Source organism: Lysobacter terrae (assembly GCF_054782215.1).
This window is the reverse complement of record NZ_BAAGSX010000001.1, coordinates 301250-321337: the sequence shown is the minus strand read 5'-3', so window position 1 is coordinate 321337 and position 20088 is coordinate 301250. Positions and strand designations below refer to the sequence as shown.

The following is a 20088-nucleotide window of genomic DNA, read 5'->3' as shown; positions in this document are numbered from 1 at the left end:
AATCTTTCTTCAGGACTCCGAATATGACCCTTCGTCGTACCACTCTCAGCCTGCTCCTCGCCGCCGCGTGCTCGCCGGCTTTTGCCGGCGCGCGCATCGATCTCTCCTCGCTCGATGACGCGACCGTTTCGCCGACGCCGCGCTTCATCATCAAGTACCGCGACGGCAGCGCCGAACGCACGCAGGCAGCGGCGCGCGCGCGTTCGCTCGCCGCTGCCGCGGGACGCGCGCAGCCGCAGATCCGCCAGACAGACGCCAACGGCCACAGGACCACGCTGCGTATCGACACGGTGCGTGCTACCGCGCGTGGCGGCATGCACGTGATCAAGGCTTCACAGCGCCTGTCGCACACCGAAGCCGAAGCGCTGATGCGTTCGATAGCCGCGGACCCGAACGTCGAATACGTTGCGGTCGACGCCCTGATGCACACGGCGGCGCTACCCAACGATCCGATACTGCCCACGCACCAGTGGCACTACGGCACCGGTAACGGCGGCGCGCGCGTCACCACGGCGTGGGACATGGGCGCCCGCGGCGCGGGCGTGGTCGTCGCGGTCCTCGACACCGGCGCCACCCATCACGTCGACCTGGAACCGAACCTGTTGCCGGGTTACGACTTCATCACCGACGCCTTCGTATCGCGCCGCGCAACCGACGAGCGCGTTCCGGGCGGCTGGGACCTGGGCGACTGGATGACGGCGGGCGACTGCGGTTTTGGCTCGCCAGCGAGGGACAGCAGCTGGCACGGCACGCACGTCTCGGGCACGATCGCCGAAGTCACCGACAACGGCATCGGCGGCGCCGGTGTTGCGCCGCAGGCGAAAATCCTGCCGGTGCGCGTGCTCGGCCGCTGTGGCGGTTATACCTCCGACATCGCCGACGCCATTGTCTGGGCTGCAGGCGGCACAGTTCCGGGTGTGCCAGCCAATCCGACCCCGGCCGAGGTCATCAGCATGAGCCTCGGCGGAGGCGGAACCTGCGAGCAGGTCACCCAGGACGCGATCAACGCAGCGGTGGCCCTCGGCACGACAATAGTCGTCGCGGCCGGAAACGACAATGACGATGCGTCGCACTACAATCCAGCGAGCTGCGCCAACGTGATCACCGTGGGCGCTACTGGCTACAGCGGCCAGCGCGCCAGCTATTCCAACTACGGTGCCAAGGTCGATCTCTCCGCACCGGGTGGTGCCGGCGTCGAAGGCTCGCCGAACGGTTACGTCTGGTCGACCATCAATGCCGGAAAAACCACGCCAGGTGCGGACACCTACGGTGGCTACACCGGCACTTCGATGGCAACGCCCCACGTCTCCGGCGTGATCGCGCTGATTCAGAGCGTTGCCGCGAAACCGCTGACACCCGCGCAGGTCGAAGGCTTGTTGGTTTCCTCGGCCCGGCCGTTCCCGGTAACGCCGAGCGTGGCGATCGGCAGCGGCATCCTGGATGCCGCCGCGGCTGTCGAGCGCGCCAAGACGTGGGGGCAACCGATCAGCGCGCTCCCATTGAGCAACGGCGTCACCGCTACGATGCCCTCGCTGGCTGCCGGTCAGAGCGTGCTGTATTCGATCGACGTGCCCGCTGGCGCGACGCGCCTGGAGTTCATGAGCTACGGCGGCACCGGAACGATTAGCGTGTACCTGAACTATGAGGCCGAGCCGTTCCCCACCGCGAATATCGGCACCTCGCTGCGCCCGGGCACCAACCAGACCCTGACGCGCAATTCGCCGGCGCCGGGCCGCTACTACTTCAAGGTCGTGGGCAAGACCAGCGCCTCGGGCGTGCTGCTTCGGGCGAAAGTCTACTGATGTTCCTTAGTCTTGGCGGCAACGATAAGAGCCGGGGCGACATCGCCCCGGCAAAGAAGCAACGAGGGTTCACCCATGTCTTTTCAATCACGCCGGTGGAGCATTCTGTTGATGCTCGCCCTCACCGCGTGCTACGCCACGTATGCGTATCGCCGCCTTGGCGAACAAGCTGCGCCCAGGCCTGAAGATGACGTCGCCAGTCATATCGGCGCACGACCGCCAGGGAATTGTCGCGAAACAACCGCCGATGCCGCGGCGCAGAAACCCAATCGTGTCGCCGGCCTGGAGCCGTCGGCGCTCGATGTTCTGCTGACGGATGCGTCAAAGCCGGTCTGCGTGTACAAGGGCCAGGCGTTGCGTATCCACTTGCCCGCGAGCCCGGCGATCGGCTACGAGTGGGTGCTGGAAGACGGCGCTCCCTCAGTGCTGCGCCTGGAGACCGACCCGGGCGGAGAGCCCACCAGCCGCCTGCTCACCGCCACGACCAGTGTGCAGAGTTGGGAGTTCCGTGCAGAGCACTCGGGCCGTGCAACGCTGCACTTCGCCTGTCAACGGCCTTGGGACGCTCATTTCATGCAGATGCGGACTGCGCGCTTCGACGTCATCGTTTTTTAGACTCTCCGGTACGGTACCGCGACGGATATGGATGGCTTAGCATCCGAGACGCGATGCTCGATTGCGTGTGCTGTCGGGGCGAGTAAATAAGGCAGGTCGGGCGTCATGCGCCTTCCGCTGTACCGGTTTGGCGAATTCGAACTCGACCCGGCTTCCCGAGAGCTCTCGCGCTTCGGCGAGCGTATCGGATTGCCGCCGAAGTCGTTCGAATGCCTCGTGTATCTGATTACGCATCGCGACCGCGCGGTCGGTCGCGATGAACTGATTTCCGCCGTGTGGGGACGCGTCGAGGTCAGCGATACCGTGGTCGCGCAGACGCTGCTGCGTGCGCGCAAGGCCCTCGATGAGACCGGTGACCGACAGTCCACCATCCGCACTGTGCCGCGCTTCGGCTATCGCTGGGTTGCGCCGGTGGAGGAAACCCGCCCGGAAGAGGCTCGCGGGCCTGCGCCAACGCCCTTTACAGCTCCCGCTGCACTCACACCTCCCGAGCCTGTGGTCGCACTTCCAGCCGCGCCGCGTAAGGCAAGGCTATGGCTTTGGGGATTGGCAGCGATCGCGCTGGCGGCGTTGGGATGGATCGTTTTGCGCGAACGGCCCGCGCCGATCGAGACAGAAGCTGTCGCACTGGTACTGCCGGTGGCCGTCGCCCCGACCAACGGCGATAACGCCTGGATTCGTCTGGGCGCCATGGATTACGTCGCGAATCGCTTACGCCACAGTGGACTGAAGGTTCTGCCCAGCGATCAAACACTACACCTGAGCGCGCAGTTGGGCGGAGGGGCGCTGACCACAACCGCATTGCAGAAGCTGCAGGCGGCCAGTGGCGCGCGATGGATTCTGGCGCCGGAAGCCGACTTCGACCGCGGTGGCTGGCGCATGCGCATCACCCTATTTGATGCGGGCCAGAAGCGCGTGCTCGAGGCGCGCGGAAGCACGGCGTTGGCGGCTGCGGCGGCGGTGTCGGATTCGTGGCTGCGTCGAATGGGTCGCCATAGTACCGACGGCGAAACCACGCCCAGCCCTCTGACCGAGCGCGTACAACAAATCGATGCCGAGCTCCTCGCGGGTCAGCTGGGCGTCGCGCGTGATCTCTTGGATAGCGCACCGAAGGCAGAGCAGAACGATGCACGGCTGCGGATACGGGCCGGCCAGATTGAATTCCGCGCTGGACGCGTCGACGCTGCGGCCGCGATCTTCCGCCAGGTCCTGGAACGCCAGCCTGAGGTGGCGGACGACCTGCGTGCAAAAGCTCTGATGGGGCAAGGCGCAGTCGAGATCCGGCGCAACAATTTCGCTGCCGCGGAAACGTATTACACCCGGGCGTTAGCCGTGCTCGAGCCCGCACCGCCCGGCGTGGTCGATCCGGTCGATTTTGGGAACGCCTACAACGGCCGCGGCGTAGCCCGTGTCCAGCAGCGGAAGATGGAAGCCGCAATACGTGACATGGGCCTGGCGCGAATCGCGATGCAACGCTCGGGCAACCTGATCGCAGCCGCCGGAGTGGGTACCAACCTCGGCACGATCGAAACCCAGCGCGGGCACTATGCGCAAGCACTCCAGGAATTCGATAGTTCCCTTGCGGTGTTCGAACGCTTCGACGTGCATGACTACACGGCCGCCACCTTGATGGGCAAGGCTGCTACGCAACTGGAGCAGGTTCAGCCCGCCGCCGCCGCCGCATCCATCCGGCGCGCATCGGAGCTGGCGAAATCATTGGAGGACCCCTATCTCGCCTCCGACATCGAGCTCGTCAGGACGCGCGCGCTGCTGGAGACAGGTCGACTGCGCGATGCGGGACGCAGCCTGGTTCGCCTGCAGTCGCTGGGATTCAACGGATCCGATCCGCGATGGCAGGAGTTGAACCTGCGCGTGAGGCTGTCGCTCGACGTGCGCACTGCGGGTGTGCTGGCCCGGCGCTACCCGGCACCGGGGGATGCTGTGCCCGGTTCGCTTGCTCTGGCGGCCGTTCAGGCCGCGCTACTCAATCACCAGGTCGCCATGGCGCAATCGTGGTTGTCGCGCGCGCCAGCACCTGCAAGCACGACAGACGTTGCTTGGACCGTGGCTGGGGCGCTGGTGGCCCAAGGCGAACACCGGGACGACAGCGCGTTGCAACTGGCACATCAGGCGATGGCCATCGCCGAACGCACGGGCAGTCCCAGCGACCGGGTGCGGACGGGCGTGCTGCTGGCGCGCTTGCTGCTCGCACAGGGCCATCGCGATGCTGCGGCAGCGGTCCTCGGAGATCTGGATGCGTTCGTCGCGTTGGACTATCGCGTGGCGTGGACGACCCTGGAGTTGTACCGCGAACTCGGCGATCAAGGCATGGTTCGCGATGCGCTCAAACGAGTACAGACGTTGCGCGGCGATCGCGACATAGAAATGGCGCCGCTGCTCTAGCGGACGTCAATGTAGACCTCGACACCCTGCCGCCCTTGCGCCTGGATCCAGCTGGCGTCGCCATGATGGCGTCTCGCGATTTGTCGGACCAGGCTCAATCCCAGCCCGGAGCCGCGCGCATTGCGCGACTCGCTGCGCCGGAAGAAGGGTTCGAACACGCGCTCGCGCTCCGCTTCGGGAATGCCGGGGCCGCTGTCCTCGACCAGAATGCGGACGCCATCGCCAACCGGGGCCACGGCGACACGGATGGGCGCGAGACCATGCGTGTGCGCGTTGTCCAACAGGTTGCGGAGCATGCTTCTCAGCAGCGCGGGCTCGCCGCGAACGACACAAGGCGCGCCTTCCAGTTCGACTTCGGGATAGCGGGCGCATTCCTCGGCCGCCAGCGCCAGCAGGTCGACGTCCTCTTGCGCGCCGGTTTCGGGAAGCGCATCGAGCTTGCTGGCCAGCAGTATCTCCTCGATCAGCCTGTCGAGCTCGGCGATGTCCTGATCCAGCCCTTCCTTCTGTTTCGCGTCCAGGGTCTGCTTCGCCAGCTCCACGGCGATGCGGATCCGCGTCAGCGGAGTGCGCAGCTCATGCGAAGCATTGGCAAGCAGTGCCTTGTGCGCGCCCACCAGTTGTTCGATACGCGAAGCCGCGCTGTTGAAGCTTCCAGCCAGCCGCGCCACCTCGTCCTTGCCCTCCACCGCGACGCGTGCGGACAGGTTGCCGCCGCCCAGGGATTCGACGCCCGATTGCAGTCGCTCCAACCGTTTCGTCAATCGGCGCGCCACCGGGAATGCACCGACAGCGACCGCCAAGGCAATCAGGGACAACGTCAGCAGCAGCGCATGGAGTGGATGGCGGTAGCCGGTCGGCATTGCCGCGGCGATCCAACGGCCGTCGGGCAGCCGCATCGACCACACCGGATCTTTCTCCCACGGGTGCAGCCAACCGCGCATCTGTTCGTGTTCGGTCGGCAGGGAGATGGGGCGTCCGATGGCGGCGATCGGTTCACGCGTCGGAGAAAGCAGGCTGATCTCCGCGTCCAGATTGTAGGCAAGGCGTCGCAACGCGGATTGCTGCTGTTCCATCGGCGCACCCGCCGGAGGCAGCGTGTTCTGGATCAACTGCGCGAACTTGGCGCCGCCGGGCTCCTGGACGCCGAGATGGCGCCAGAACACGGCGGTGACGATCACGAAGACGAGCAGGCTCGCCAGCAGCGCCAGGTAGAAACGAACGTAGAGGCGTAACACGTCAGGCCTGCGCTTTTGCGAACACGTAACCCGCGCCGCGCACGGTAATGATGCGGCGCGGCGCCTTGGGATCGTCTTCGATCGCGGCGCGGATGCGTGAGACATGCACGTCGATCGAGCGGTCGAACGCCTCGAACTGCTGCCCCTTGAGCGCATCCATCAGGAAGTCCCGCGACAACACGCGACCGGCGTTCTCGGCCAGCACCAGCAGCAGTGCGAACTGATGCGAGGTGAGATCGCACTCGCGGTCGTCCAGGCGGACCGATCGCGCGGCGCGGTCGACTTCCAGGCGCCCGAAGACCAGCGAAGCTTGACCCGCGCCGCCCGCGCCACGACGACGCATGAGGGCACGCAGACGGGCCAGCAATTCGCGTGGGTCGAATGGTTTCGACACATAGTCGTCGGCACCCAATTCGAGCCCCACCACCCGATCCGTCGCATCGCCGCGTGCCGTGAGCATCAGCAAAGGAACATCCGACTGCCGACGCAGCTGTTTGCAGACATCCAGCCCGTCCATGTCGGGGAGCATCAGGTCGAGCACGACGGCCTCGTACTGCCCGGCGGCGAGCTGCTGCAGTGCCGTGGCGCCCAAAGGCGCCACGGTCACCCGGTAACCCGCCTTGCCCAGATACTCGGAAGTCATCGCGGCAAGGCGGGCATCGTCTTCGACGAGCAGAATGCGTTCGGCCATATGTCGAAACTGTAGACCGTCACCTTCGGAACAGCCACAGGCGCTACGGCCTGCGCACGTATCAGCCGTGGCCACCGGCGTGATGCTGCCGGATCCGCTCCAGCAGGATCTTGCGCTGCGCCGGGGTCAGTACGTCCGACACATCCGCCACCAGATTCACCAGGATGCGCGAACCCTCGTCCGCCATCCGCAGATGCTCCTGGCGGGCGGCTTCGAGCGCCAGGCGATCGACGTGATCCTTGGCCAACAGTTCGTGCGCTACCGCGCGGCTGCCCTGCATCTGCTGGTAGAGCGGGATCAGTTGGTCGGCAGCTCGCTTGACGATCGGCCCGAGGCGACGCTTCTGTTCTTCGGTGGCGTCGATTTCGACGTAAACGTGCTGGAGCATCTTGTCGACGTGTGCGTCGCGCTGCGCCGGATCTGCCAGCGCGGCCAGATCACCGCGGCCATGATGCCAGCCTCCCATCGCGCCCGACTGCATGCCGACGGCAGCGGCTACGCCTGTCAGGCCGGCGAGGAGAACAAACGAAATCCGCGGTAACCACTTGCGGCTTGCCGAATCCCTTGTCGTTGCGGAACGGTGCATGGTCTTTCCCTGTTGGAGTGGGCGATTCCCACGGCGGGCAGATTGCTCGCGCCAGGTAAGAGCCGGATTTCGCGCATGTAAAGTTGTGTAAAGCGCTCAATCGATCGGCCTCACCCGGCGGAACAGGGCCAGCAATGCGAGGTCGTAGGCGATCTTCAATGCACCGCAGAGCAGCAAAGGCGCGGCCAGGTAGCCGGCAGCAAGCATCGCCGCGCTCAGGGCCGGGCTCGTCGCAGCGGCAAGGCTTCGAGGCACCAGCGTATAACCCGCCGCCGCGACTCGCTCCGGTGCGGACACTACCGACATGACATAGGACGAGCGGGTTGGAACGTCCATCTGCGACAGCAGCGACCGCAGTAGCAAAAAGCCCAGCGCCAGTTCGAGATTGGGAGCAAGCGCAGCCGCGATGAGCGCCAGACTGGACGGGATGTGAGTGAACACCATCGTATTGAGCAAGCCGATGCGCTTGGCGATCCACGGCGCGGCCAGTTGCGAAAGGGCCATCATCAGGCCGGCCCAGAAGAAGAAGCTTCCCGCCGCAGTCAGCGACAGATCGAAGCGCTTGAACAGCCACAACGCGAGCAAGGACTGCACCAGCAGTCCGCCCGCGAAAGCATCGACGGAGAACAATGCCGCGAGCTTTACGACGATGGGACGCGACTCGCCCAGTCCGATGGCAGGTGGATTCGGCGCCTGATCGGGACCGGGCAATTTCCGATAGAGCAACCAGATGGCCAGGCCCGCGACGGCATAGAGCCCGAACATGATGCGCATCGCCGGCAGCGCTTCCATGCCCATCTTCGTCAACTGTTCCGGCGTTGCCGCGGCCAGCGCACCCAGAGCCGCGCAGAGGGCTCCTACGAGGCCATAGCGGGCAAACAGTCGGGTTCGCTCGTGTCCTTCCGCAGCGTGGGCCAGGCGCGCATGCTCCAGTGGCAGGAACACGCTCACGTCGCCGGAACTCGGGTTCAACGTGCCGACGAATGCCACGACCGCCAACGGCCAAAAGTCCGAGAACGCGGCAAACGACAATCCCGTCAGCACCATCAGGATGGCCGCCATGCGCAGCAAATGGGCGCCATGCAGTCGATGGCCCCAGCGGCCGACCAGCAGTGTCATCAATGCGGAACCCAGCAATGTCGCCGTGCTCAGCAAACCCACCTGTAGCGTGCCCAGGCCAAGGGCCAGCAGATAGGCCGGAAGCAATACGGCTATGAAACCGTCGACGAGCGCGCGAATGCCCCGCCCCAGCAGCAGGAGCCTTGCTTCTTGCCGGTGGTCGACCGATGCGCTCAAGAGTGACGCCCAGGGAACGGACGCTCGCATACTAACGGCGCCCCCATCGGAGATGGGTACGCTCGGCCTGAGCCGACTTCTATCCAGCATCATGTCGCCATGACTTTCCACAGCAAATGGACACCGGGAATCGGCGCGGCCTTGCTGGCTGCGTTGCTGTTCGGCGCCAGCACGCCCTTGGCCAAACTGCTGATCGCGGAAGTCTCGCCGATGATGCTCGCGGGCCTCCTCTACGCCGGGTCCGGCCTGGGTTTGGGGCTCTGGCTGCTGCTCAGGCGCCTGCGCTCCCACAACGGTGGCGCTGAAGCGGCGTTGAGACGCCGCGATATTCCTTGGCTCGCCGGGGCCGTGTTATTCGGCGGCGTACTCGGTCCGGTCCTGCTCATGTTGGGTCTGGCCAGTACACCCGCATCCGCCGCCTCGCTGTTGCTCAACCTGGAGAGCGTGCTGACCGCATTGCTGGCGTGGGTGGTGTTTCGCGAGAACGTGGACGTGCGGATTTTCCTCGGCATGGTCGCCATCGTGGCCGGCGGCGTGTTGCTGTCGTGGACACAGACACCGCCTTCCGGGCTACCGTGGGGTGCCTTCGCGATCGCTGGCGCCTGCGCGTGCTGGGCGATCGACAACAACCTCACCCGTGTCGTGTCCGGCGGCGACCCGGTTCAGATCGCGGCGATCAAGGGTGGCGTCGCAGGCGCCATCAACATCACGGCGGCTCTGGTCATGGGACAACGGCTGCCGGATGCGTTGCACGTGCTGGCGGCCGGGGCCATCGGCCTGACCGGTTACGGGATCAGCCTGGTGGCGTTCGTGCTGGCCCTGCGCCACCTCGGCTCGGCCCGCACCGGCGCGTATTTTTCGACCGCGCCCTTCGTGGGTGCTGCGCTGTCGCTCGTCCTTCTGCGCGAAGCGCCGACCCTCAGCTTCTGGATCGCCGGCGCGCTCATGGCGCTCGGCGTCTGGCTGCACGTCAGCGAGCACCACGAACACGAGCATGCGCACGAGGCGATGGAACACGAGCATCTGCATGCGCACGACGAACACCACCAGCACACGCACGATTTCCCATGGGACGGCAGCGAGCCTCACTCGCACCCGCATAGGCACGAGCCCATGATCCACTCACATCCGCATTATCCCGACCTGCATCACCGCCACGGGCACGGCTAGCCCTTGGGCCTTCATACGCCTCCCCTGACTGATGGGGAGCATTCAGAGCTTGCGCCGACGATAGCCAGTGGGCATTCTCGCCACAGGCTCAACCACGGCCCCTCTCATGGACGACAGGCAAAAGCTATTTCACCGTGACAGCTACCCCATGCTGGTGTCGGAGGGGCGGGACCTGGGGGCAGGATACGAGCGAGGCAATCGCCTGGAATTTGGCGCGCTCATCCGCCAAACGCTCGCTGACGATAGGTTGTTTCGAGAAGCCGCCGATGCGAGCCGCGATCGTGGCTCATTGCTCTCCGACGACAAGCTGGCGAACCTGTACCTCATCATTCGATACGCGATGCCAGAAGATGCAACGTGCATCTTTGAGTTCGGCAGCTACATGGGTGGGTCGGCGGTATTCATGGCGACCATCCTTAAACGCCTGGGACGGCCGGGCAAGGTATTCGCCTTCGACACCTTCGCAGGCATGCCAGAAACGGACCCGGTGCGCGACCTACATAGGGCGGGGGACTTTGCAGACGCCCAATACGACGGCCTCGTTCGATACATCGCCGACAACGGGCTTGGCGATCACGTCGAGCTTGTCAAAGGGCTGTTCAGTGCCACGCTGCCCGCCGTGCTATCCGCAGGGAACAGGCCCAGCCTGCTGCACATCGACTGTGACATCTACGAGCCCGTCAAATACACGATCAACGCATGCTTGCCCTACCTGACGCCGGCATCCCACATCGTGCTGGATGATCCGCTACATGGGTCATGCTTGGGGGCATTCGACGCCGTGCAGGAGGTGCTTATCCGTCGCCGCAAGCTGACTGCCGAGCAAGCCTATCCCCACCTCGTGTTCCGGTATCCGCCACTGCCTGACCCGAGCGCAGGATGGATTTCGCGGGCCATTAACCGCTTACGCGCTACCGCCTAAGCGTGCGCCGGAGACGCCATCGCTTCTATCAGCCTGCCGATTCGCGCAATCTCCGGTTGGATATCGATTCCCTGCTCGAAGCTCACCGTCACGTGACCGCCCGGCACGGGCAGGATGTAGGCGTCGAAATTGCCGTAGCTCACCACGACATGGCGCAAGCCTCCGCAATCGATATTCCCTCGCTGCGTCAACAGCGTCAGCAGGGTCGGATTGACGATGATTTCCTCATATCGGTCGGATTCGTTGGATCCGAGCAGCTGCAGATCCGCGCGCGATCTCAGCGCCAGGGTGCGGTGCAAGTACGCCGCAACGTAACGCACATTGGGCGATGCCTCGAAACATGCGTCGATGATTGCTTCGCCAGTCGACATCGGTGTTCCTCTTGACGGTGGATGTGGGTTGCTGATCGCTACTCTGATGCCGCAAGGGCTCCCGCGGGAATTTGCAAGATCGCTTCCAGCCCCCCACCCTCGCGATTGCGCAGGGTCAGGTTGCCGCCTAATGAATCGGCGAGCTGCTGTGCGATCGCCAAACCCAGGCCGGTCCCGCCGGTGTCGCGGTTGCGCGAGGATTCCAGGCGGTAGAACGGCGCCAGCACCTTTCCCAGCTCGTCGTCGGGAATACCGGGGCCGCGGTCGGCTATGACGATGCGCACGCCGCCGCGGTCGTCGTTGCTTACATCCAATTCGGCCGCACCCGCGTACTTGATCGCGTTGTCGACCAGGTTCGCGACCACACGGCGCAAGGCGTGCGGGCGTGTGGTGACCGGGCCCAACACGCGGCCGGTGAGCGTTACCTGCCTGCCGCTGTCCACGTAGTCGTACACCAGGCTGTCGAGGAAGGCGTTGAGATCGATCCGCAGCGGCGGCTCCGACCCGCCATGGGCGCTGCGCGCATAGGCGATGCCCTCGCGCACCAGATGCTGCATCTGACCGAGGTCGTCGATCATCTTCTCGCGCCCCGGCGATTCGTCCATGGATTCGGCGCGCAATTTCATGCGCGTGATCGGCGTCTGCAGGTCGTGGGAAATCGCCGCGAGCATCTGCAGGCGATCCTGCATGTACTGGGCGATGCGATCCTGCATGGCATTGAACGCCGTCACCGCGTTCGCCACTTCCACCGGACCGCCTTCGTGCAGACGCTCGCCGTCGCCGGCCGGGCTCAGGGCCTCGGCCGCGTTCGCCAGCCGCTCCAGTGGCCGGGTCGCCAATCGCACCGCGGCCCAGGTGATCAACAGCAGCAGGGCCAACTGGGCGACGAGGACATAAGGCAGCCACTTGGCGGCCGGCATCACCGATGGCTGCACCTCGACCACGAGCGGACTGCCATCGCTCAAATGGAGATGCACCTGGAAGCGTTCGGGATCGTCCGAGACGACGTTCGCCTTGATCGGGTAGTCCGGCCCAAGCGCCGAGGCGATCATCTGGGTCATGCCGCGCGCGGTCTCGCTGGAGACCGGATGCCCACCCTGCCCCTCGCCCAGCATGTAACGGAAGGTGCGCCGCTTTAGCACAGGCACCCAATGCTCGCGCTCCTGGGGCGGGAGGCGATCGAGCAATTTCACCGCGACCACGACGTCCTGCTCCAGGTTGCTCATCAACATGGAAGTGGCGGATTCGTAGCGTTCGTAAAACGTCATGCCGAAGGACAGGCCGTACGCGATCAGCAGACCGCTGAAGAGGATCAGGTACAGGCGCGAAGCCATCGTCCTGGGCAGCCAGCGTGACCACGAGCTGTGGCGCGTCGCGTTCATTCGTCTTCGCCCAGCAGCGTCACCGCCGCGCTGAAGACATAGCCCTCGTTGCGCACGGTCTTGATGTAGCTCTGCTCGCGCGCGTCGTCCTGCAGGCGCTGCCGCAAACGACTGACCAGCAGATCGATGGAGCGATCGAAGGGCTCGGAGTCGCGCCCCTGCGTCAGGCTGAGCAACTGATCGCGGTTGAGCACGCGATTGGGATGATCCAGGAACACGCGCAGCAGGCGGAACTCGGCGCCGCTGAGCGCCACCGCGGTGCCTTCCGGATCGAGCAGATGGCGCGCCGTGGTGTCCAGGCGCCAACGGCCGAACGCCAGCGTGCGGCTGGCCTCGGTCACCTGCAGGTTCGGCGGCAACATGCGCGTACGCCGGATGACCGCCTTGATGCGGGCGAGCAGCTCGCGCGCGGCGAACGGCTTGGTGATGTAGTCGTCCGCGCCCATCTCCAGGCCGATGATGCGATCGGTCTGATCGTCGCGTGCGGTCAGCATCACCACGGGGATTGCGCGGTGTTTGCCGGCGCGCAGGTTGCGCGCGATGGTCAGGCCGTCTTCGCCCGGCATCATGAGGTCCAACACGATCAGGTCGACGGCATGGGTCTCCAGCAGGGCGCGCATCTCCCTGCCGTCGGCCGCGGTGGTCGCGCGCAAGCCGTTCTTCTGCAGGTAGTCGGCGACCATCTGGCGGATCTCGCGATCGTCGTCGACGACCAGGATGTGATCTACGTGTTCCATGCAATGCCTGGGCAATGGCTCGGTGAGCGAGGGCGATTATGCTCCGCGCCTCGCGGCTCCGTCAGGGCGCCGCGCGGCGGAGGTCAGTGGGCCGCCAAAAGTTGTTGGATCCGCGCTTCGGTCGTGTCGTAGTCGCCTTCGCCGTAATGGCGGTAGACGACTTTGCCCTCCTTGTCGATCAGGTACAACGCCGGCCAATAGCGGTTTCCATAGGCGTTCCAGGTGCGGTAGCCGTTGTCCTGGGCGACCGGAAAGGTAATGTCGAAGCGCCGCATCGCTGCCCGCAGATTGGCCGCGCTGTATTCCTCCGGCAATTCGGGGGTGTGCACGCCGACCACGACGAGTCCCTTGGCCTTGTAGTCCTGGTGCCATTGCTTCACGTGCGGCATCACGTGCACGCAGTTGATGCAGGCGAAGGTCCAGAACTCCACCAGCACGACCTTGCCCTTCAGCCCGGCCATGGTGAGCGGAGAGCTGTTGTACCAGCGGTCGATGCCGGTGAATTCCGGCGCAGGTTTGCCCTGCTCCGCGGATGCGACCGGAGCGCATCCCACACCGGCCAGGGTGAGGCACAGCATGGCGATGAAATTTTTCCACATGGCTCGGTTTCTCCTTGCGTTCTCCTGAAGCCACAGTCCGCCAGCAATGGCGGACCGTGGCGCAGGGACGAATCGACTAACTTAGGCGATCGCCAGCTCGACTTCGACGTTGCCGCGCGTCATGCGCGAGTACGGGCAGGTGTTGTGCGCGATCTCGACGAGTTCGCGCTTCAGCTCCTCATCCAGTCCCGGCAGATTGACATGCAGGGTCACTGCCAGCTGGTACTGGTCGGCGCTGGTCTTGCCGAGCGCGACATCGGCATCGACCGAGGCACCCTCGGGGAAACGTACCTTCTTGAAGGCGGCCGCGTGCTGCAGCGCACCGATGAAACAGGCCGAATAGCCGATGCCGAACAGCTGCTCGGGGTTGGTGCCGGGCTTGCCCGAGCCCGGCGTGCTCAGGGCGACGTCGAGGGCGCCGTCGCTGGAATTACCGCGGCCTTGGCGGCCGCCGGTGACGTGGGTATGAGCGGTATAGATGGTGGTGGCGAGTGCAGTCATGACAGTGTCTCTTTGAAGTGGGGGTTAGGTAGTGCGGAGGCTAGGTGGGTGCGGCTTGGCCGCTGGGTAACGCCATGGAGATGGCGGAAAACGGAATAGCGCGGATGGAAATTGCTCTAGGTCTGGTCAAGCGGGAACGGCTCCCGGCGACGCGATACCCAGCACTACGCCCTGGGCCTGCAGTTGCTGCAGCAGCGCCAGACCATGCGCGGTCATCTCGTCCGCCGGGATACCGGCTTGCGCTGCCAGCGCCGTCAGGTGCTCGCGGCCGGTGCGCTGCATGTTCTGCACGGAAGTCAGCAGTGCGTACGCCAGCGGTGCGATCCGGGCGAAGTGCACCTGGTGCTGCGCATCGCGATACACGAGCAGCGTGGTGATTTCCGCCGGCGGCGCGTCGGGAACGTGGGAAGGGCCGATCTCCATGACGGGCCAGCGATAGGCCAGCGGCAACGCCAGCGGCGAGAGCACCGGCACGCCTTCCAGCAGGTCGCTTTCGGAATCGTGCGCCGGCATCTGCGCGTCGCTGGTGAACAGCGCCTGCTCCACCCACTCGTAGTGCGCCAGTTCGGGCAACCACGGCGGCAGGTCGGCGTCATCGGCGCGTCCTTCGATGTAGGCGACGAACTCGCCGGCGATCTGCGGGAACAACGGCGTCGTGCTGCGGTACCCGGTATAGAAGGCCTGCACCAGCGCCTTCCATTCCGTCTCGCCCAGCGTCTCGCGAATAACCGGAAACCCGTTGGCCAGCAGGCTTTGAATGTTGTTGAAGAACAGCTCGCGGTACACGCGCAGGCGGCGCGCCTCGATGCCGGGCGGCGGCGCATGGGCGTCCGGGTCGCGCAGATGGCGCGCGAGCGTGAACTGCTGTTCGCGCAGGGTGGCGATGGCGTCAGGCTGCACGGCTCTGCTCCAGCAGGCGCGCGCGGTCGGTGTAGGCGGTCTGCATCATGCGGATGCGCCCCGTCTCCTCCAGCAACTCCTTCAGCGGCGGGAAGTTGAAGTCGCGCTCCAGCAGCGTCGGGCGCACGCCGAAGCGGCGATAGGCGCTGGCGAGCAAGGCCCACACGTCGGGCTTCACCGGCGCGCCATGCGTGTCGACCTTCAGATCGATGGCTTCGTCGTAATGGCCGGCGATGTGGTACTGGGCGATGCGGTCCACCGGCAGGCTCGCGAGGAAGTCCTCGGCGTCGTAGCCGTGATTGATGGAATTCACGTACAGGTTGTTGACGTCCAGCAGCAGGTCGGTGTCGGCCTCGGCCAGGACGGCGTTGATGAAATCGACCTCGGCCAGCGCCTGATACGGCGCGGCGTAGTACGAAACGTTCTCCACCGCGATGCGGCGGCCGAGCACGTCCTGCACCTGGCGGATGCGCGCGGCGACGTGATGGATCGCCTCTTCGGTGAAGGGAATGGGCATCAGGTCGTACAGCTGCCCTTCGTCGGAGGTGTAGCTGAGGTGCTCGCTGTACAGCGCGACGCCGAAGCGATCATTGAACTCGCGCGTGCGGTGCAGCAGTTCCATGTCCAAGGGTTCGGCACCACCGAGCGACAGTGACAGGCCGTGCGCGGTGATCGGGAAACGCGCCGACAACTGCGCCAGCTGCTCGCCGAATTGCCCGCCTACGCCGATCCAGTTGTCCGGCGCGACTTCGAGGAAATCCACCGCACCATCCTTCATGGCCAGCAACTGCGGCAGCAGGCCGCGACGCAATCCCAGGCCGGCGGAAGTGGAGGAGTTGATCGTGCGCATGGCGAAATCCTTGGACGGAAACTCTTGAAGAAGCGCGCCCCCTCGGGAGAGGGGGAGGGAAACGAGGGGGCGCGCCGGGGAACTACGAAACGGTCGACTTACTTGGCGTAGTTGGCGAACAGGCCGGCCGGGACCGACTTGCCATTGGCTTCGAAGGCGCGCTTGACGTTGTCGTACGCTTCCTTCTCGCTGATGTAGCCGTCGCTGCTCTTGTCGATCTGGGCGAAGTAGCCTTCGCCGTTCGGCACGACGGCGAGGAACTCGGCGCGCGAGACGCGACCGTCGTCGTCGGTGTCGGTCTGGGCGAAGCGGGCATCGCCGCACTTGCCTTCACCGCACTTGCCTTCGGCGGCCTTGCTCGCAGCTGTCGCGGCCTTGCCCGCACCACACTTGCCTTCACCGCACTTGCCTTCGGCCGCCTTGCTCGCGGTCGTGGCCTTCGCGGCCTCGGCCTTGCCGGCGCCGCACTTGCCTTCACCGCACTTGCCTTCGGCGGCGGCGTGGCTGGCGGCGACCATGTAGCCCTGGGCCAGCGGCTGCATGGCGAAGGAGGTGCCGCTGAGGACGAGGCCAGCCAGGGCGATGCCGAGCATGCCGACGGTGTTGCGGGTGGTGTTGGTGGACATTTGTATTTCTCCAGTTGGGGTGCGGACCGAGGCCGCGTGGGGGTGCCGGAATACGGCGGGATAAGGGATTCGGTGTTCGGTGCTGCGTTTCGGTGGTGCTATTTCGCGCTGCGCAGGTATCGCGCGCTTGTCGCGAAACCCTTGGATTTGTCTGCGAAGTTGGCCGCCGGGGCAGCCGATACATTCGGATACAAATCCCTATTCGCCCTGGAACTGCTTGAAGCGGCCGGCTGGCAGCGACTTGCCATTGGCTTCGTAGAGCGCCTTGATCGACTCGTAGGACTCCTTCTTGGCGATGTAGCCGTCGCCATCGACGTCCTTCTTCGCGAACTCGGCGATGCGCTCCGGCGAGGCCGCCAGGAACTCGGCTCGCGAGACGCGGCCGTCGTGATCGGTATCGACTTGGGCGAAGTGGTCGTCGCCGCACTTGCCTTCGCCGCATTTGCCTTCCGCAGCGGCGTGGCTGGTGGCGACCATGTAGCCCTGGACCAGCGGCTGCATGGCGAAGGCGGAACCACTGAGGACGAAGCCGGCCAAGGCGACACCGAGCGAGCCGAGGGTGACGTTGCGTGTTTTGTTCATGACGTTTCTCAGGCGGTGGCGAACGCAGCCGATGCACTGGCGCGGCTACGCGGCCAGGCCATGAGCACGATGCCGGCGATCGCCAGCGCACCGCCGGCCCACGGCAGCAGCAGGGAAACGGTGACGCCGATGGCGAAGAGCACCAGGCCCCAGGACTTGGTGTCGCCGGTGGTCGTGGCCGTACTGCGCGCACCGATCAGCTGATCGAGACTGAAGCGGCCAGGGCCGTTGAGCATCAGCGGCAGCAGCATCACCAGGTAGATCAGCGGCAGCTTGTAGTTGCCGAAGCCCTCGTTGCTGATCGCGTAGCCCTGCCACAGCTCGGACAAGCTCGACCATTCCGACGGCCAATGCACCGCGTAGATCGCGACCACCGTCAGCACCCACAGCGCAGCCGCGGCATAGCGCGTGCCCAAGCCGATCAGCAGGGCGATGCTGCCGACGATCTCGAACCAGGTGGCCAGGGTCCAGTTGACGTTGGGTCCGAGCAGCGAGAACGGCAGCGGAAACTTGTCGCCCAGATCGGCGAACCAGTTCTGGCCCTGCAGCTTCTCGCGGCCGGCTTCGAAGAATTCCCAGGCCAGCAGGACGCGCAGTCCGAGCGGCGCCAGCCAGTGGCCGACGCCATCGACGCGCGTCAGCAGCGGCGGGGTCTGTGGTGTTTCGGTAAGAGTGGACATTGCGACTTCCTCGGCCTGGCGGCCCTGCGTTTGGGTGGCGCCATTTCGAGCCGCTGCGGTATCCCGCATGTGTCACGGTCGCGGAGAATTTGTAGGAAAGCGCCGCGGTAGGCGGTGCTGGATACGTTCCGATACAAAAGCCGGCGGAGGAGAAGCTAGGCCTCGGCGGCCATGGCGTAAATGTCGAATGCCCTCGATTTGGGACATGAGCTGGAACGCGCCTCAACAAGCGCTTCGGCCAGCCCGCTTACGCCGGCATGACACGCGCATTGCGACGCATCGCCTGCGGCGGCTGGCCAAACGCGCGCAGGAACGCGCGGCGCATCCGCTCCGGATCGGCGAATCCGGTTTCGCTGGCCACCTCGTCCATGGTGTGGCGGCTCTGCTCGATCATCACGCGCGCCGCTTCCACGCGAAGGTTCTCCACCGCCTTCGCAGGCGACTGTCCGGTTTCCGCGCGGAAGGCGCGGCTGAACTGGCGCGGGCTCAAGTGCGCGGCCTCGGCCAGCTCTTCGACCGAGAGGGCCGCGCGCAGGTTTCGGCGCGCATAGTCGAGCGCGCTTTGGATGCGATCGGACTTGGCGCCCATCTCCAGCAACGCCGAATGCTGCGACTGGCCACCCGCGCGGCGGTGGTACACCACCAGTTTCTGCGCCACGGTGCGGGCGAGCTCCGCGCCGAAATCCTTTTCGATCATGCCCAAGGCCAGATCGATTCCCGCGCTCATTCCCGCCGAGGTCCAGATCGGACCATCGATGATGAAGATCCTGTCTTCCTCGACATGCGCCTCGGGGAATTGCTTTTGCAGTTCGCGCGCATGGAACCAGTGCGTGGTCGTGCGCCGTCCATCCAGCAATCCGGCTTCGCCGAGAATGAAGGCGCCCGTGCAGACGGAGGCGACTCGCCGGCTGGCTTCCGCCGCGCGGCGGATCAGTTTCAGCAGGTTCGGATTCGAGGGCTGCGGATGCAACAAGCCGCACACGATCAGCGTGTCCGGTTTGTGCCTGGCCAAGGCCCGGGTTTCCACCGCCATGCCGAGCGAATTGACGACCGCGCCGCCCTCCTCCGACAACAGCCGGATGTCGTAAAGGCGCTCCTTGGCGTTGGTGTTGGCCAGTTCGAACGCCGAAACGGCCGCCAGCCCCATGATCTGGAAACCCTGGGGAAGTACGAAACCGACGGTGAGCATGGCGGCACCTCTACGACTGCGGCCCAATAGGGTCATGGCCTAAAAGGAGGTATATACGTCATTTACGCCATGGTCAAGGCCCCCTAACTTTTGCCTCCCAACCGGCATCCGCCGGCTATCGGAGGCCTTTCATGAACACTCTTGCCCACCATGGCACCGCGCTGATCACCGGAGCGTCCTCCGGCATCGGCGCCCTCTATGCCGAACGCCTGGCCCGCGCCGGGTACGACCTCATCCTGGTCGCGCGTCGCGCCGACAAGTTGCGCGAGCTGGCGAAGGAACTGACCAACCGCACCGGGCGCTCGATCGAAACGATCGCGGCGGATCTGACCCGCCCGGCCGACCTGGCGCAGGTCGAAGACGTGCTGCGCACCGATGCCAGCATCACCCTGCTGGTCAACAACGCCGGCATCGGTGCGACCGCGCCGCTGCTGCAATCCGACGTCGGTGAAATGGAGCGCATGCTCACGCTCAACGTGAACGCGCCGATGCGCCTGGCCTACGCCGTGGCCCCGGCCTTCGTCGCTCGCGGCACCGGCACCATCATCAATATCGCGTCGGTCGTCGCCATCGCTCCCGAACTGCTCAACGGCGTGTATGGCGGGAGCAAGGCCTTCCTGCTCGCCTTCTCGCAGTCGCTGCAGCATGAGTTGGCCGACAAGGGCGTGCGCGTGCAGGCGGTCCTGCCCGGCGCGACCGCCACCGATTTCTGGGATGCCGCCGGAACGCCGATCGCGCATCTGCCCGAGCAGATCGTGATGTCCGCCGCGGACATGGTCGATGCCGCACTGGCCGGCCTGGCGCAGGGCGAGTCCGTGACGATTCCCGCGCTGCCCGATCTCGACGACTGGAACACCTTCGAGCAGGCGCGCAGAGCGTTGGGACCTGGCCTCTCCCGTTCCGTTCCCGCCGACCGCTATCGCGCGGCCGGCTGATCTATCACGCACG

At 65.4% G+C, this 20088-nt stretch carries 21 protein-coding genes; 6 read left to right on the top strand and 15 right to left on the bottom strand.

Annotated elements, in window-relative coordinates:
- The first annotated feature begins 23 nt into the window (after positions 1-23).
- From ACYVJ8_RS01610 to ACYVJ8_RS01600, 3 genes are all read left to right on the top strand, one after another.
- Complete coding sequence (locus ACYVJ8_RS01610; RefSeq protein WP_460709142.1) at positions 24-1802, top strand: S8 family peptidase; 1779 nt, start codon at positions 24-26, stop codon at positions 1800-1802.
- Positions 1803-1913: 111 nt separating this feature from the next.
- Positions 1914-2417, top strand: coding sequence for a protease inhibitor I42 family protein (locus ACYVJ8_RS01605; protein WP_460709140.1), 504 nt, complete (start codon positions 1914-1916; stop codon positions 2415-2417).
- 105 nt (positions 2418-2522) lie between these two features.
- The gene (locus ACYVJ8_RS01600; RefSeq protein ID WP_460709138.1) at positions 2523-4820 is read left to right on the top strand and encodes a winged helix-turn-helix domain-containing protein; all 2298 of its coding nucleotides are present in this window, start codon (positions 2523-2525) and stop codon (positions 4818-4820) included.
- Here ACYVJ8_RS01600 and ACYVJ8_RS01595 read toward each other — a convergent pair.
- The 4 genes from ACYVJ8_RS01595 to ACYVJ8_RS01580 form a co-directional block, all read right to left on the bottom strand.
- The gene (locus tag ACYVJ8_RS01595) at positions 4817-6058 is read right to left on the bottom strand and encodes a sensor histidine kinase (protein WP_460709136.1); all 1242 of its coding nucleotides are present in this window, start codon (positions 6056-6058) and stop codon (positions 4817-4819) included. The genes ACYVJ8_RS01600 and ACYVJ8_RS01595 overlap by 4 nt on opposite strands.
- A gap of 1 nt (position 6059) precedes the next feature.
- The gene (locus tag ACYVJ8_RS01590) at positions 6060-6749 is read right to left on the bottom strand and encodes a response regulator (protein WP_460709134.1); all 690 of its coding nucleotides are present in this window, start codon (positions 6747-6749) and stop codon (positions 6060-6062) included.
- A 61-nt stretch (positions 6750-6810) separates the two neighbouring features.
- Positions 6811-7215 (bottom strand): Spy/CpxP family protein refolding chaperone, encoded by a 405-nt coding sequence (locus ACYVJ8_RS01585; RefSeq protein ID WP_460710989.1) that lies wholly within the window; start codon positions 7213-7215, stop codon positions 6811-6813.
- 216 nt (positions 7216-7431) lie between these two features.
- Entirely contained in the window at positions 7432-8631 is a 1200-nt protein-coding gene (locus ACYVJ8_RS01580) for an MFS transporter (protein WP_460709132.1), read from the bottom strand.
- Positions 8632-8730: 99 nt separating this feature from the next.
- Here ACYVJ8_RS01580 and ACYVJ8_RS01575 point away from each other — a divergent pair, with 99 nt between their 5' ends.
- Together ACYVJ8_RS01575 and ACYVJ8_RS01570 are read left to right on the top strand one after the other, a co-directional pair.
- The gene (locus ACYVJ8_RS01575) at positions 8731-9801 is read left to right on the top strand and encodes a DMT family transporter (RefSeq protein ID WP_460709130.1); all 1071 of its coding nucleotides are present in this window, start codon (positions 8731-8733) and stop codon (positions 9799-9801) included.
- Between the two features lie 106 nt (positions 9802-9907).
- Positions 9908-10723 carry a class I SAM-dependent methyltransferase gene (locus ACYVJ8_RS01570; RefSeq protein ID WP_460709128.1) on the top strand — a complete coding sequence of 272 codons (816 nt, stop codon included), beginning with the start codon at positions 9908-9910 and terminating at the stop codon, positions 10721-10723.
- Here ACYVJ8_RS01570 and ACYVJ8_RS01565 read toward each other — a convergent pair.
- The 11 genes from ACYVJ8_RS01565 to ACYVJ8_RS01515 form a co-directional block, all read right to left on the bottom strand.
- Positions 10720-11094 carry a hypothetical protein gene (locus tag ACYVJ8_RS01565; RefSeq protein WP_460709127.1) on the bottom strand — a complete coding sequence of 125 codons (375 nt, stop codon included), beginning with the start codon at positions 11092-11094 and terminating at the stop codon, positions 10720-10722. The genes ACYVJ8_RS01570 and ACYVJ8_RS01565 overlap by 4 nt on opposite strands.
- Positions 11095-11132: 38 nt before the next feature.
- Positions 11133-12476, bottom strand: a complete 1344-nt coding sequence (locus tag ACYVJ8_RS01560) for a sensor histidine kinase (protein ID WP_460709125.1) — start codon at positions 12474-12476, stop codon at positions 11133-11135.
- Positions 12473-13213 (bottom strand): response regulator, encoded by a 741-nt coding sequence (locus tag ACYVJ8_RS01555; protein ID WP_460709123.1) that lies wholly within the window; start codon positions 13211-13213, stop codon positions 12473-12475. Before ACYVJ8_RS01555 ends, ACYVJ8_RS01560 begins: the two co-directional genes overlap by 4 nt.
- Before the next feature lie 83 nt (positions 13214-13296).
- Complete coding sequence (locus ACYVJ8_RS01550; protein WP_460709121.1) at positions 13297-13812, bottom strand: redoxin family protein; 516 nt, start codon at positions 13810-13812, stop codon at positions 13297-13299.
- Positions 13813-13893: 81 nt separating this feature from the next.
- Positions 13894-14313, bottom strand: coding sequence for an organic hydroperoxide resistance protein (locus ACYVJ8_RS01545; protein WP_460709119.1), 420 nt, complete (start codon positions 14311-14313; stop codon positions 13894-13896).
- 126 nt (positions 14314-14439) lie between these two features.
- Positions 14440-15213 (bottom strand): HvfC family RiPP maturation protein, encoded by a 774-nt coding sequence (locus ACYVJ8_RS01540; RefSeq protein WP_460709117.1) that lies wholly within the window; start codon positions 15211-15213, stop codon positions 14440-14442.
- Positions 15203-16063, bottom strand: coding sequence for an HvfB family MNIO-type RiPP peptide maturase (locus ACYVJ8_RS01535; RefSeq protein WP_460709115.1), 861 nt, complete (start codon positions 16061-16063; stop codon positions 15203-15205). Before ACYVJ8_RS01535 ends, ACYVJ8_RS01540 begins: the two co-directional genes overlap by 11 nt.
- Positions 16064-16161: 98 nt before the next feature.
- Positions 16162-16689 (bottom strand): HvfA family oxazolone/thioamide-modified RiPP metallophore, encoded by a 528-nt coding sequence (locus ACYVJ8_RS01530; protein ID WP_460709113.1) that lies wholly within the window; start codon positions 16687-16689, stop codon positions 16162-16164.
- A gap of 198 nt (positions 16690-16887) precedes the next feature.
- Positions 16888-17271 carry an HvfA family oxazolone/thioamide-modified RiPP metallophore gene (locus ACYVJ8_RS01525; RefSeq protein WP_460709111.1) on the bottom strand — a complete coding sequence of 128 codons (384 nt, stop codon included), beginning with the start codon at positions 17269-17271 and terminating at the stop codon, positions 16888-16890.
- An 8-nt stretch (positions 17272-17279) separates the two neighbouring features.
- A complete protein-coding gene (locus ACYVJ8_RS01520; protein ID WP_460709109.1) occupies positions 17280-17951 on the bottom strand; it encodes an HvfX family Cu-binding RiPP maturation protein in 672 nt (223 codons plus the stop codon).
- Between the two features lie 247 nt (positions 17952-18198).
- Entirely contained in the window at positions 18199-19140 is a 942-nt protein-coding gene (locus ACYVJ8_RS01515; protein ID WP_460709107.1) for a GlxA family transcriptional regulator, read from the bottom strand.
- Between the two features lie 131 nt (positions 19141-19271).
- Between ACYVJ8_RS01515 and ACYVJ8_RS01510 the strand changes: the two genes are divergently transcribed.
- Complete coding sequence (locus ACYVJ8_RS01510; protein WP_460709105.1) at positions 19272-20075, top strand: SDR family NAD(P)-dependent oxidoreductase; 804 nt, start codon at positions 19272-19274, stop codon at positions 20073-20075.
- Positions 20076-20088 lie beyond the last annotated feature (13 nt).

Bases quoted from the DNA above. Each gene is read 5' to 3' on its own strand.
- ACYVJ8_RS01610 (WP_460709142.1), top strand. From the start codon at position 24: ATGACCCTTCGTCGTACCACTCTCAGCCTGCTCCTCGCCGCCGCGTGC.
- ACYVJ8_RS01605 (WP_460709140.1), top strand. From the start codon at position 1,914: ATGCTCGCCCTCACCGCGTGCTACGCCACGTATGCGTATCGCCGCCTT.
- ACYVJ8_RS01600 (WP_460709138.1), top strand. From the start codon at position 2,523: ATGCGCCTTCCGCTGTACCGGTTTGGCGAATTCGAACTCGACCCGGCT.
- ACYVJ8_RS01590 (WP_460709134.1), bottom strand. From the start codon at position 6,749: ATGGCCGAACGCATTCTGCTCGTCGAAGACGATGCCCGCCTTGCCGCG.
- ACYVJ8_RS01585 (WP_460710989.1), bottom strand. From the start codon at position 7,215: ATGGGAGGCTGGCATCATGGCCGCGGTGATCTGGCCGCGCTGGCAGAT.
- ACYVJ8_RS01575 (WP_460709130.1), top strand. From the start codon at position 8,731: ATGACTTTCCACAGCAAATGGACACCGGGAATCGGCGCGGCCTTGCTG.
- ACYVJ8_RS01570 (WP_460709128.1), top strand. From the start codon at position 9,908: ATGGACGACAGGCAAAAGCTATTTCACCGTGACAGCTACCCCATGCTG.
- ACYVJ8_RS01565 (WP_460709127.1), bottom strand. From the start codon at position 11,094: ATGTCGACTGGCGAAGCAATCATCGACGCATGTTTCGAGGCATCGCCC.
- ACYVJ8_RS01560 (WP_460709125.1), bottom strand. From the start codon at position 12,476: ATGAACGCGACGCGCCACAGCTCGTGGTCACGCTGGCTGCCCAGGACG.
- ACYVJ8_RS01555 (WP_460709123.1), bottom strand. From the start codon at position 13,213: ATGGAACACGTAGATCACATCCTGGTCGTCGACGACGATCGCGAGATC.
- ACYVJ8_RS01550 (WP_460709121.1), bottom strand. From the start codon at position 13,812: ATGTGGAAAAATTTCATCGCCATGCTGTGCCTCACCCTGGCCGGTGTG.
- ACYVJ8_RS01545 (WP_460709119.1), bottom strand. From the start codon at position 14,313: ATGACTGCACTCGCCACCACCATCTATACCGCTCATACCCACGTCACC.
- ACYVJ8_RS01535 (WP_460709115.1), bottom strand. From the start codon at position 16,063: ATGCGCACGATCAACTCCTCCACTTCCGCCGGCCTGGGATTGCGTCGC.
- ACYVJ8_RS01530 (WP_460709113.1), bottom strand. From the start codon at position 16,689: ATGTCCACCAACACCACCCGCAACACCGTCGGCATGCTCGGCATCGCC.
- ACYVJ8_RS01525 (WP_460709111.1), bottom strand. From the start codon at position 17,271: ATGAACAAAACACGCAACGTCACCCTCGGCTCGCTCGGTGTCGCCTTG.
- ACYVJ8_RS01520 (WP_460709109.1), bottom strand. From the start codon at position 17,951: ATGTCCACTCTTACCGAAACACCACAGACCCCGCCGCTGCTGACGCGC.
- ACYVJ8_RS01515 (WP_460709107.1), bottom strand. From the start codon at position 19,140: ATGCTCACCGTCGGTTTCGTACTTCCCCAGGGTTTCCAGATCATGGGG.
- ACYVJ8_RS01510 (WP_460709105.1), top strand. From the start codon at position 19,272: ATGAACACTCTTGCCCACCATGGCACCGCGCTGATCACCGGAGCGTCC.